This is a genomic window from Candidatus Nomurabacteria bacterium, assembly GCA_023898605.1.
In the GTDB taxonomy this organism is placed as follows: Bacteria; Patescibacteriota; Minisyncoccia; order Phycocordibacterales; family UBA9973; genus HK-STAS-PATE-34.
This window is the reverse complement of sequence record CP060230.1, coordinates 172,786-184,009: the sequence shown is the minus strand read 5'-3', so window position 1 is coordinate 184,009 and position 11,224 is coordinate 172,786. Positions and strand designations below refer to the sequence as shown.

The window sequence follows — 11,224 nt, the reverse complement described above, 5'->3', positions numbered from 1 at the left end:
GTAAATCTTAGAAATGAGATTTGCAATGACAATTCACAAAGATTAGTCTTTAACGTGATTTTATGACGAAAGACGAAATCTGATGAGTTTTTTCGCCTAAAGCCAAAAAAACAAAACAAAGCAAACAAAACTAATCTAAAATTTTCTACAAGGGTACCACAACTCATTCAAAGTCCGTGCAATGCACGGACTTTTTTATAAATTGACATGAACATTATTTTTTTATATAAAGATGTCAAATAAATAGAAAATTAACAATGTCGGAAAAACAATTATCAATTGATTTTCCAACCGATCATTTTTTACTACAAAACAAAAGTCCTTTACCAGGTTATAAAACAGAAGAAATAGTCACATATTCTTCTTCTGGTAAAAGAAAAGTTAGGGTTATATGTAAACCAAACGAAACTCTTCGAATCATGCACGATATCATGAAAGAAGTATTGAGCCCGGTTTACAATAAAAAGAATCTTCCTTATGCATATCAGTGGATAAAGGGAATCAGTACTCCACCCATTGCCGCCCTTCAGCATCACAAAGAAAACAGAAAGTTTTACCCTAGACACTGGTTTGTTACAGATCTAAAGTCTGCATATCATAGTATGGATCTTATTGAAGCAAGTATTTACGTTGAAATATTTTGCCAAATTAATGGGATTAATCCAGTAATCGATTGGACTATATCTATGATTTTGTATTGTACTGATCCGAACATGACTCTTGCAGAGGGGCTTCCTGTTTCTCCTTGGCTTTTCAATATATATGCTCATTATAAGCTCGATATATATCTTGCTTTATTGGCGCATAAATATAATGCCAGATACTCTAGGATGGGAGACGACTTGATCTTCTCTTCACCAGAGCCATTTGGCAAAAGAAAAAGAAAAGCAATACTTGGTTTTGTTAGAAATCAGGGATTTACGATTTCCGAAAGGAAAACAAAAGTAATTGATCTAACAAAAAACCACGGCGCGAGCATTAATGGAATTGGTATCAGAAATACCGTTTCAAAAGGAGAACTTTTCTTGCCACGTGATTATCGAGCCAAAATAAAAGGATTACTTCACGTAGCCCTTTATGGTTTGGATGAAAACGGTAGGTTGAATGACCCATCTAACTTTCCTGAAATCAACGGCATGATGGCTATATTCAAAAAGCTGGTGCCAAAAAACGTGGATAGTTGGACAAAAGATGACGATTGGATTGTCGAAAATTATGAAATCTTTCGAGAAAGTTTTCACAACAAAGCTGGGTAAAAACCAGCTTTTTATTTTAGAAAATTTGCATGATATAATTCATTTTATGATTCAAGAAATAAAAAAGTTTTGGAAAGGTGACATAGAAAATTCAGATGAAACATTGGAGAAATACAGTCATGATGCAAGTATATTTTCTATCAAACCCCAAATAGTTCTTTTTCCAAAAGATAGCGAAGACGTATCGAACCTCACAAAATGGATAAATGATCAAAATAGAAATCTTCCTCATGATCAGAAGATCAATATAACGATGAGAGCCGCTGGAACATGTATGTCTGGTGGACCATTGGGGGAATCTTTTGTTTTGGACACAACAAGATTCATGAACAAAGTTCATGTTATAGAAAAACTAAAAAAACCTATAAAAATCCTACCTGTTTTTCCATGCTCACAAGAAGTGAAAGTCACAGGATATACAGTTGTTGACCCAGGTGTTTATTATCGAGATTTTGAACCTCTAGCAAAAGACAAGGGACTACTTCTCCCATGCTACACAGCCTCCAAGTCTCTCAACGCTCTTGGTGGTATGGTTGGAAATAACTCTGGTGGAGAACTTACACTTCGCTATGGAAAAACAGAAGACTATGTAGCAGAGCTTGAAGTTGTTTTGCGTGATGGAAATATATATACAATAAAACCTATAACAAGAAGAGAGCTTTACAAAAAAATCACAGAACAAACAGCAGAGGGTGAAATATACAAAAGAATGTATGAACTTATCAAATCAAACGAGATAACTATAGCCGCTGCCAAGCCAAACGTCACAAAAAACTCTGCAGGATATTACTTGTGGAATGTACTTACAAAATCAGAAAGTGGCGACGAGATGGAAGACGTTTTCGATCTATGTAAGCTTGTTGTTGGATCACAGGGCACACTTTGTGCTGTTACGAAGATCAAGTTTTATCTTGTAGACGCTATTCCAAAATCAAAACTAATGGTTGTATTCTTGAAAGATTTCAACAATATAGGTGAGATTGTAGACAGACTTCTAGCGACAGGGCCTATAAGTATCGAGTCTTATGATGACAAAACTTTTTGGTTGGCAGTTAAGTTCTTCAAAGATTTTGTAAAAAACAAGGGATTCTTTTCTACACTCAAGTTCGGTCTAGAATTCTTGCCAGAAGTTTTGATGACACTCTTTGGCGGTGTTCCAAAACTTATCATTCTTTCTGAATATGCCGGCAAAGATGAAAAAGAAATAGACAAAAAAGCTCGAGCAGCAAAAGAAGTAATCAAGGATCTAAACCTAAGAGTTAGAGTTACCAAGTCTTCTCGTGAAGCAGAAAAGTACTGGCAGATGAGACGTGATAGCTTCGCACTCCTAAGAAAGCACGTTGCGGGTAAAAAAACTGCTCCGTTTATCGACGATGTTATTGTTAGGTCAGAATATCTCTCTGAATTCTTGCCCAAGGTCAATGAGCTCGTTGCGGCTTATCCAAATCTTGTTTACACAATCGCAGGCCACGCTGAAAACGGAAATTTCCACATAATTCCTCTTGTAGATCCAAAAGATCCAACGCTCAAAGATGTGGTTTTGGAACTTTCTGACAAGGTTTATAAACTCGTTTTGTCATACGGAGGATCTATAACGGCAGAGCACAACGACGGTATCGTTAGAACACCGTATCTATCTATGATGTACGACAGAGAAGTCATCAATCTTTTCGAAGAAACAAAAGATATATTTGATCCACAAAATATATTCAATCCAAACAAAAAAGTCAGAACAAATATGGAGTTTTTCAAGGATCATATGACTTTTGGAGTGACAAACGCCCACTCTTCTTGAGTCTTTGACCATAAGGGGTTTTTCGGGTATAATAGCCCCATATGACAGTAACAATAGAAGCAAAAGAAAGAACAAATGAGAAGAGAGATGCTCTTCTAAAACAAGGATATATTCCAGCTATTTATTATGGTCAAGGCAAAGAAACAAAGAGTATTTCAGTAAAACAGACTGAATTCAACAAGATTTTTGCTGAAGCTGGAGAATCCACAACTATAAAGCTAAATGACGGCGGAAAAGAACTAGATGTTCTAATACATGATGTTCAGTTTGATCCAGTTAGAAATACACCAGCACACGTCGATTTTTTGGTAGTAGATATGAATAAACCTATCGAGGTTTCTATTCCTCTTGAATTTGAAGGAGTTTCTCCTGCAGTAAGGGCTGGAGAAGGAGTTTTGGTAAAGGTTATGCACGATATGAACATATCAGGTCTTCCAAAAGATCTTCCACATGAGATAATGGTAGATATATCTTCACTAGCTAGTGTAGATTCACACATAAGCGTAGGCGATATAAAGCTTCCAAAAGGTGTGTCTCATATGCACAGTGACGAGGATATAATCGCCTCAATTTCGAAACAAGAAGAAGAATCAGAAGAGACTAGTACAGATGTCGATTTATCACAGATTGAGGTAGAATCTAAAGGTAAACAAGATGTCGAAAATGAAGAGTAATCTTCACAATTCTATAAAATTCATTCCAAAAGTGGCGGGAATCATGATCCTTGCCTCTTTGGTTTTGCCAAATATTTTTGACATAACAAATCATGTCAAAGCTACATCAACCCAAGAAGCCGAAAGAGCAAAACTAGAAGCAGAATACAACGCTCTTTTGAAAGAAATTGCTGAATGGGAAAATACTCTTTCTACACAGAAAAAAGAATCTGGAAGCATAACAGGTGAAATCAATGTCCTAACTTCCAAAATCGAGAAAGCAAAAGCAGAAGTAAAAGCAAAAACTATCGCTATAAACAATATATCCAAAGACATATCTCAGAAAAACTCGACTATAGTTTCTCTAGAAGAAGAAATAAGAAGAGAGGAGTCTTCTATTGCAGAACTACTTCGCAAAACAAACGAATACAAAGATACGACAATTCTACACATAATTTTGGGTGACGAGTCTCTTTCTGAGTATTATTCAGACAACGATTCTTATGCGAGTATAAGAGTCGCTCTCAAGGATTCTCTAGACAATCTACAAAACGTAAAAAGCAAAACAGAAATAGAAAAGAAAAGTCTACAAGAAAAACAAAACGCTGAACTAGATGCCAAGTATGAACTAGAACAGTCCAAGAAACAGATAGAGTTGAGTGAATCAGAAAAACAAAAACTTCTTTCTATAAGTAAAAACAAAGAATCAGAATATCAGAAAATCCTTTCAGAGAGACAAGCTAGAGCTGCACAACTTCGTGCTGCGCTATTCTCACTTCGTGACACTGCTGCGATACCGTTTGGAGATGCCCTAGACTATGCAAATCTTGCTTCTAAAACAACAGGCGTTAGACCAGCTCTTGTGCTTGCGATACTTGAACAGGAATCAGCATACGGAGCAAATATCGGTTCTTGTTATCTAAAAGACCCTGTAACTGGTTCTGGAGTTGGTAAAAACACAGGAACACCATTTGCAAACGTTATGAAGCCAACCAGAGACGTTACACCTTTCTTGGACATAACAGCTAAAACCGGTAGAGATCCTTATAACACACCAGTTTCTTGTCCTATAGGAGGAGTAGGGTACGGTGGTGCTATGGGGCCATCACAGTTTATACCTTCTACATGGAAAATCTTTGAGAACAGAATAGCCGCTTCTGTAGGAGCTGCTGTTGCTGACCCATGGATTCCTTATCACGCCATAACTGCTACTTCTATGTATTTGCAAGACCTAGGCGCTGGAGCTCAGACCTATACAGCCGAGAGAAACGCTGCTTGTAGATATTATTCTGGCCGAGTTTGCGACACAAAAAGTCCTCCAAACACATTTTACGGTAATCAGGTTATGGCAAAAGCAGCTGCTATACAGGCCAATATCGATATAATCGAGGGAATCTAATAGCCCTTGAAAGGTTCATAAAACTGTGATAGCATAAAGCCCAGTATGAAAAAAGATATACATCCAGACGCTAGATACGTGATTTTTGAGGACTCAGGAAACTCTGAGCAGTATTTGATCATGTCTAGTATAAAGACAGAAGAAACAGGTAAGTACAAAGGTGATGGAAAAGAATATCCTCTATACAAAGTAGAAATCTCAAGCTCTTCTCACCCATTCTATACAGGAAACGAGAAGGTTCTCGACACAGCTGGTAGAGTAGAAAGATTCAAGAAACTCCAAAAGCAAGCAGAATCTGCAAAAAAATAAATACCTTTTCTAGGAGCATTGTTTAGGCAATGCTCCTTGTCTATTTTTATGGAAAACGAAAATTTCAACATAGAGGAAGCAAAAGAAAATCCAAAAACAGCGTTTTTGGCTAGTGAATATGAGAGATTAACTCGAGCTTTTACTGAGCTCGATGTTTTGCTTTCTCAAAACGAAGACATGAAAGACATGGTTGATGAAGAAAAGGGCAATCTAAACACACAAATAGATTCTATAAAAAATCAGATTGAAGAAATATGGAAAAGTGAGAAAGAAGAAGAAGCTTTTCCAAACGAGATAATCATGGAAATAAGAGCTGGTGCGGGTGGAGATGAGGCGTCTCTTTTTGCAGCAGAGCTAGCCGCTATGTATACAAGTTATGCAGAAAAAGTAGGTTGGAACTATTCCAAGGTTGATGAATCACAGAGTGAAGTTGGTGGGTACAAGGAAGTTGTGTTTGAAATGAGAGGAAAAGATATTTATAAAAATCTACGATTTGAAACTGGCGTACACAGAGTTCAGAGAATTCCAGAAACAGAAAAAAACGGTAGAGTGCATACTTCGACAGTTACTGTTGCAATCTTGCCGATAAGGAAAAAAACAAAAATAGAAATAAATCCCTCAGACTTGGAAATGGAGTATTCAAAGTCTGGTGGTGCTGGTGGACAAAACGTCAACAAAGTTGAAACTGCTGTACGTATAATCCACAAACCCACTGGTATAGATGTTCGATCTACTGCAGAGAGAAGCCAGCTCAAGAACAGAGAAAGAGCTATGTCTATCTTGATTTCTAAACTAGAACAACTAAAAGAGGAAGAAGAAGCAAAAAAATATGCTGGAGAGAGAAAAGCTCAAATCGGAACAGGGGACAGAAGCGAGAAAATCCGTACATATAACTTCCCACAAGACAGAGTTACTGATCACAGAATAAAACAATCTTGGTCAAACTTGCCAAGTATCATGTCTGGAAACATAGACAAAATCCTAGATGCCATACAAAGCGGTGAAGTAGGAGACGAAGACGAGGAATAATCTACTTTCTAAAAATAGAAAATCTATCTACATCGAACTGGTCTTTGATAGTTTTCTCAAAACCAGAAAACCGAGATATGATTTCTGTTTGTTCTGGTTCATGCTCTAGGTATAGTATCCCTCCATCGTTTAGATAGTTTTTGTACTCGTTTAGTATTTTTTCTATTATTTCCATGCCTTGTTTACCTCCAAAGAGTGCGATGTGTGGTTCGTAGTTTAGTACAGAATCTGGAACTCTGTCTAGACTACTATCTATGTACGGTGGATTTGTGACTATGATGTCATACTTCTTGTCTATATTTTCAAATAGATTTCCACCAAATATATTTGTTTTGTTTTGTATTTGGTTTTCTTTTAGGTTTTTTTGTATTGTTTTGTGATGATTTTCATCAATTTCGGCAAAGTCTATGTTTGTAGATGGAAACTTTTTTGCGAGAGCTATACCTATACAACCAGATCCAGCACATAAGTCCAGAACTGAAGATTTTTCTTGAGGTATGTTTTTTGAAATAGTTTCTACTAGAAATTCAGTTTCAGGCCTAGGAATAAGGGGCTTGGAGTCAAGATATATTTGGGTACCAGAAAACGGTACCCAACCTATAACGTAGGCCAGAGGTTCACCTTTCTCTAGTCTTTTTGTGTCTTGTTCGAACTCTTCTCCAACTATTCCGTTGTATTTATCACGTAAAAGCCACGCAATTTCTTGTTTTAGATTGTCTTTCATAAACCATGATCATAATAGCCCTTCTTTCTATAATTGCAAATAAATCGGAAAATTGTTATATTCTTTCATACTGCTTTTGAGTGGGCGACTATCTGCCCCGCACAAAGCAATTTATTACGAGGGGTCCTGACCCCATCAATATCACAACCAATAACCTTATGGGCGACTAGTTCAGTGGTAGAACGCTGTCCTGATAAGACAGAGGTCATAAGTTCGATTCTTATGTCGCCCACACTATAATTTATTGGTTTGATACGGGGCACAGTAAGACAGAGGTCATAAGTTCGATTCTTATGTCGCCCACACTATAAAAATTGACTACACTTTATTTCGTATGTTATTATTTGTACGAAAAATGTAAATTAAAGTGGAATACAATACAGATTTTTTTCTGGGAAGTTTGATCCTTTTGTGTGTTGCGGTTTTTGTTGTAAACAAGATCATTCGGGATTATAAAAACCGAAAAAAAGAACTTGTTATACAAACTCCTATACAGGAGGAAACACCAGATCAAAAAAGGTCTTACCAACCAATGAGGCTTATCCGTGGAGGACAAGCCGCATAACTTATAAGGCGTCTTCGGGCGTCTTTTTATTTTAAATAAAAAAAGCCAGTAGTTTAGTAGCTACTGGCGTGATTTGTGTCGATGTCGGGTCTTAGACGTATTACCTTGTAATAGTCAAGAATCAGCATAAGGCTGTACCCAGGATCGCTTCCTTCTCCTAGACTGAAGTCTGGACTCCATGGATGCTTGTGGTGGTTGTTGTGATAATTCTCTCCTAGCATGACCGAACTTATAGGTATGTTGGTAGAGTCGTTTTTCATACTAAATTTCTTACTCCCAACCTTGTGGTTGAAGTAGTTGATTATGAGTCCGTGTGTCGGTCCCATAAAAATAGTGATTATGAAAAGCGGCCACATAAACCACATCGTCCACCAAGATCCGAGAATAGCATAGTAGAGTAGGGCATAAATCCCTATCCACGACACTCTCGTCGCCCAGTGAGAAGCAAATCTGTCGAACTTATACCATTTCGGAAGATATCTTTCCAAAAACCTTTTCTCAATCTTTATCTTTCCCGAAGATATTCCATTGTAGAACTTCCAGGTTCTCGCCATCAGTCCTATCGGACCATAGCGGACAAATCTCGGTGAGTGAGGATCCAGTTCTGTGTCGGCATACTCGTGGTGCATGCGGTGCATGATTCCATAAGCATGTGCCGAGAGATAACTAGAACCTTGGAAAATCCAGGTCAGGGCAAAGAAGACTTTTTCCGTCCTGCGCTCCATACTAAACTGTCCGTGGGCAGAATAGCGGTGAAGAAACAGGGTTTGCATCGACAAAGATGCGTAGTGATGCGCTGCAAATAGCAGGCAAAAAACTAGTATTTCCATATTTTTTTGTTCTTTCAGAGAGACAATAGCACAATAAAACAAGTTTGACAAAAGGTATATCTTTTTGTATTGTTCGAGTAAATAAATCGTTCAACCAATGAAAACAATAGGAAATACTGTCGGGACAGCAAGTGGCGTGGAAAAGTTCTCTGTAATAGAGGCAGATATTCACGAATATATGAAAAACAGTAAGATCTCTAAAAAAGAAACAGCCTTCTGGAATCTTGTATGTTGGGGTCATGTTAAGTCTATCGACAGAATCGCTCAAGAAATCGACAAGAGAAGATTCCTTCTCAATCACGAGGTTTCCAGTGCTTTGATCAAAAGACTGTTTTTCTACTTCTTCCAATGGAGTAAGTATCAAAAACCACTTGATGAGCTCATGGAGAAGTACGACTTTGTGAAAGGTCTCTATCTCAACATGGATAGACTCAATCTATGTTATGTAGATTAAAACATTTGCCTGGCTTTGTGCCGGGCATTTTTGTTTGGTTTGACAAAAGAGCCTTATTTTTATATTGTTTTAATAAACAAAGCACTTTATCATGACCCTCAAAACCAAATACTCAGACAGAGGACATCAGATTGTTGATGAACTCAAAACAAACGAAGCCAAGAAAGACGTTTCAAAATTTGTAACTGGAATAATGATATTTCTTACCTCTGGTTTCCTTCTGATTTTTATTTCACTTGCATCAGGTGAAAAAGCAAATAAGTCAGTACTGACAACTCTTTCTTTTATGTCTATGTTTTTCTTTGTAAGAGAGATTATCTTTTTCTATCTTTTTTCAAATATCAATATTGAACTCAGAAATATATTGATCAGGAAAGATAATATAGAAAAAAGACTTCAAAATGTTGAGCAGAAGTTCAAAATTTTCAAATTCATCTTACCAAACGAAAAATACATAGATGCAGTAGAAAAAGATATTAAAAAGGTTCGCATATACTTCAGCCAATCTGGTGTAAAAGTAGGTCAGCTTAAAATTTAAGCCCGAACGGAATCCGTTCGGGCTTGTTTCTTTCGATTTTTTATGGTTCCTTTTCTTGATACGTTAGGTATCAGGAATGTGTCCCATATATGCCCGCTCACGCGGGTCTTTCTCATTGCCACCCTTTTGATAAGGCATAACCCAGGTGCGAATCCCGTATTTTTTGTCAAGCTTTTTAAGGTAGCTCAAAAACTTGCCATTTTCTCAAATAACTAGTACAGTTTATATAGATAGATCTTAGAAAACATCTAACTAAAGTTCTTGCGGGTGACTATGTCTTGTTATTCTATTAACAAGTCTGTCACCTATGCCCGGTCGGGGGACCGGGCACCTTTTAACCATTGGTTTGGTTGTTTTGTCTCAGGATACTGGGTCCATGAATGACGTTTACGTGCTCAGTTCCTGGGGTAATTCGTCCAAGTAGTGTTTGTTTTCATAGGTGGCTGGTCGTTCTTCGTGGACGGCCAGTTTTGACTTTTTATAAGAAATGATTTATAGTGTGTATAAATTATTTGTTGGTTTATTCATAAGGTTCACGATCATGGGAGGGATTTCCCTTCCATGGTCATGAATTTAAAGCGGGGGAGATTGAGGGTTAAGCAACCCCGCCACAGAGACGGCCGTGCGTAAGCATGGCCGTTCATTTCTTTGAATAAAATTAACGCACATGGATATTACATTATTAATTACTATTGGATTAATTTTGTTTGCAATTGTGTTTATCCTGATGTTTCTTTTTGCAGCAAAAGGCATCAAAGGTACCAAAAGCATTCCTTATGGTTATCCATCCACAAAGCAAAAAACTTCCAATCAAAATGGCGGGCCTCGTAACTCGCAGTAAAACACAGGTCTTCTCTAGTAGGAGACTTTTTATTTTACAAAATGATATAATTTAAATAATTAAAAGTAATCAATTTTTTTATGGAAACATCTATAAATTATTTAGCAATAATAGTGTGTGGTGTAATCGCAATGGTTGTGGGCTCAGTATGGTATGGGCCACTTTTTGGAAAAACCTGGATGAGAATAGTTGGCGTATCAGAAATGGATGAATCAAGAAGAAAAGAAATGCAGAAAAAGGCTATGCCTCAGTATATTATTCAGTTTGTTCTAGTTTTATTCCAAGTACTTGTATTATCACACCTGATAAACGATACACAATCAGTAACAGGTCTATCTAGATCACTTTGGATCTGGGCTGGTTTTGTTATGCCGACTATAGCCGGATGCGCTATGTGGACTAATGATTCTAGTAAAATAATGCGTTCCAGATTTATGATTCAAGCAGGTTATCAGTTAAGCATGTTTATAATTTTTGGCATTATCTTGATGAATTGGAATTAAAATGCTTTCAAAAAATGTAAAACTTGTAATATTTTCTCCCATAAACTCTTCTGACGGTATAAGAAAAGTGTTAGGTGAACTTGGTGCTGGAATTATAGGAAATTATGATTTTTGTTCATTTTCTTCTATTGGCACTGGTAGATTTAGAGGAAATAAAGAGTCAAATCCAGCAATTGGAAAAGCTGAAGTTCTAGAAGAGGTACAAGAAGAAAGAATAGAAGTAATTGTTTCAAGAGAAATTATAAAAAAGGTTGTAGAAGAAGTTAAGAAAGTTCATCCGTATGAGGAAATGGCTTACGATATTTACTCTTTGGAAGATTTAGATTAA

General features: G+C 37.0%; 14 protein-coding genes and 1 tRNA gene. 13 read left to right on the top strand and 2 right to left on the bottom strand.

Annotation, left to right across the window (positions count from 1 at the left end; genetic code table 11):
- Window positions 1–257 precede the first annotated feature (257 nt).
- Genes H6791_01005 through H6791_00980 form a run of 6 tightly spaced genes read left to right on the top strand, consistent with a single transcriptional unit; the run spans window position 258 to window position 6,441 of the window.
- The gene (locus tag H6791_01005) at window positions 258–1,256 is read left to right on the top strand and encodes a hypothetical protein (protein ID USN94992.1); all 999 of its coding nucleotides are present in this window, start codon (window positions 258–260) and stop codon (window positions 1,254–1,256) included.
- Between the two features lie 46 nt (window positions 1,257–1,302).
- A complete protein-coding gene (locus H6791_01000) occupies window positions 1,303–3,051 on the top strand; it encodes an FAD-binding oxidoreductase (GenBank protein USN94991.1) in 1,749 nt (582 codons plus the stop codon).
- A gap of 41 nt (window positions 3,052–3,092) precedes the next feature.
- Window positions 3,093–3,725, top strand: coding sequence for a 50S ribosomal protein L25 (locus H6791_00995; protein ID USN94990.1), 633 nt, complete (start codon window positions 3,093–3,095; stop codon window positions 3,723–3,725).
- Window positions 3,715–5,103, top strand: coding sequence for a lytic murein transglycosylase (locus H6791_00990; GenBank protein USN94989.1), 1,389 nt, complete (start codon window positions 3,715–3,717; stop codon window positions 5,101–5,103). Before H6791_00995 ends, H6791_00990 begins: the two co-directional genes overlap by 11 nt.
- 45 nt (window positions 5,104–5,148) lie before the next feature.
- A complete protein-coding gene (locus H6791_00985) occupies window positions 5,149–5,412 on the top strand; it encodes a type B 50S ribosomal protein L31 (GenBank protein USN94988.1) in 264 nt (87 codons plus the stop codon).
- A gap of 48 nt (window positions 5,413–5,460) precedes the next feature.
- Window positions 5,461–6,441 (top strand): PCRF domain-containing protein, encoded by a 981-nt coding sequence (locus H6791_00980; GenBank protein ID USN94987.1) that lies wholly within the window; start codon window positions 5,461–5,463, stop codon window positions 6,439–6,441.
- Window position 6,442: 1 nt separating this feature from the next.
- Here the strand turns inward: H6791_00980 and prmC are convergent, their stop codons facing one another.
- Window positions 6,443–7,165, bottom strand: a complete 723-nt coding sequence (gene prmC, locus H6791_00975; protein USN94986.1) for a peptide chain release factor N(5)-glutamine methyltransferase — start codon at window positions 7,163–7,165, stop codon at window positions 6,443–6,445.
- 160 nt (window positions 7,166–7,325) lie between these two features.
- On the opposite strand from prmC, the gene H6791_00970 reads away from it, so the two are divergent.
- Window positions 7,326–7,397, top strand: a tRNA-Ile gene (locus tag H6791_00970).
- Window positions 7,398–7,532: 135 nt separating this feature from the next.
- The gene (locus H6791_00965; protein ID USN94985.1) at window positions 7,533–7,730 is read left to right on the top strand and encodes a hypothetical protein; all 198 of its coding nucleotides are present in this window, start codon (window positions 7,533–7,535) and stop codon (window positions 7,728–7,730) included.
- Between the two features lie 53 nt (window positions 7,731–7,783).
- Here the strand turns inward: H6791_00965 and H6791_00960 are convergent, their stop codons facing one another.
- Entirely contained in the window at window positions 7,784–8,560 is a 777-nt protein-coding gene (locus H6791_00960; protein USN94984.1) for a fatty acid desaturase, read from the bottom strand.
- 97 nt (window positions 8,561–8,657) lie between these two features.
- On the opposite strand from H6791_00960, the gene H6791_00955 reads away from it, so the two are divergent.
- The 5 genes from H6791_00955 (at window position 8,658) to H6791_00935 (ending at window position 11,224) form a co-directional block, all read left to right on the top strand.
- The gene (locus H6791_00955; GenBank protein USN94983.1) at window positions 8,658–9,014 is read left to right on the top strand and encodes a hypothetical protein; all 357 of its coding nucleotides are present in this window, start codon (window positions 8,658–8,660) and stop codon (window positions 9,012–9,014) included.
- Between the two features lie 91 nt (window positions 9,015–9,105).
- Window positions 9,106–9,552, top strand: a complete 447-nt coding sequence (locus H6791_00950) for a hypothetical protein (GenBank protein ID USN94982.1) — start codon at window positions 9,106–9,108, stop codon at window positions 9,550–9,552.
- A 667-nt stretch (window positions 9,553–10,219) separates the two neighbouring features.
- Window positions 10,220–10,393: a hypothetical protein gene (locus tag H6791_00945; protein ID USN94981.1), complete on the top strand. Its 174-nt coding sequence runs from the start codon at window positions 10,220–10,222 to the stop codon at window positions 10,391–10,393.
- Between the two features lie 80 nt (window positions 10,394–10,473).
- A complete protein-coding gene (locus H6791_00940; GenBank protein USN94980.1) occupies window positions 10,474–10,896 on the top strand; it encodes a DUF1761 domain-containing protein in 423 nt (140 codons plus the stop codon).
- Window position 10,897: 1 nt separating this feature from the next.
- Window positions 10,898–11,224 (top strand): hypothetical protein, encoded by a 327-nt coding sequence (locus tag H6791_00935; protein ID USN94979.1) that lies wholly within the window; start codon window positions 10,898–10,900, stop codon window positions 11,222–11,224.

What these genes read in the sequence shown, in the direction of transcription:
- H6791_00940 (USN94980.1), top strand. Translation starts at nt 10,474, where the DNA reads ATGGAAACATCTATAAATTATTTAGCAATAATAGTGTGTGGTGTAATC.
- H6791_00935 (USN94979.1), top strand. Translation starts at nt 10,898, where the DNA reads ATGCTTTCAAAAAATGTAAAACTTGTAATATTTTCTCCCATAAACTCT.
- H6791_00945 (USN94981.1), top strand. Translation starts at nt 10,220, where the DNA reads ATGGATATTACATTATTAATTACTATTGGATTAATTTTGTTTGCAATT.
- H6791_01000 (USN94991.1), top strand. Translation starts at nt 1,303, where the DNA reads ATGATTCAAGAAATAAAAAAGTTTTGGAAAGGTGACATAGAAAATTCA.
- H6791_00950 (USN94982.1), top strand. Translation starts at nt 9,106, where the DNA reads ATGACCCTCAAAACCAAATACTCAGACAGAGGACATCAGATTGTTGAT.
- H6791_01005 (USN94992.1), top strand. Translation starts at nt 258, where the DNA reads ATGTCGGAAAAACAATTATCAATTGATTTTCCAACCGATCATTTTTTA.
- H6791_00995 (USN94990.1), top strand. Translation starts at nt 3,093, where the DNA reads ATGACAGTAACAATAGAAGCAAAAGAAAGAACAAATGAGAAGAGAGAT.
- H6791_00990 (USN94989.1), top strand. Translation starts at nt 3,715, where the DNA reads ATGAAGAGTAATCTTCACAATTCTATAAAATTCATTCCAAAAGTGGCG.
- H6791_00955 (USN94983.1), top strand. Translation starts at nt 8,658, where the DNA reads ATGAAAACAATAGGAAATACTGTCGGGACAGCAAGTGGCGTGGAAAAG.
- prmC (USN94986.1), bottom strand. Translation starts at nt 7,165, where the DNA reads ATGAAAGACAATCTAAAACAAGAAATTGCGTGGCTTTTACGTGATAAA.
- H6791_00960 (USN94984.1), bottom strand. Translation starts at nt 8,560, where the DNA reads ATGGAAATACTAGTTTTTTGCCTGCTATTTGCAGCGCATCACTACGCA.
- H6791_00980 (USN94987.1), top strand. Translation starts at nt 5,461, where the DNA reads ATGGAAAACGAAAATTTCAACATAGAGGAAGCAAAAGAAAATCCAAAA.
- H6791_00985 (USN94988.1), top strand. Translation starts at nt 5,149, where the DNA reads ATGAAAAAAGATATACATCCAGACGCTAGATACGTGATTTTTGAGGAC.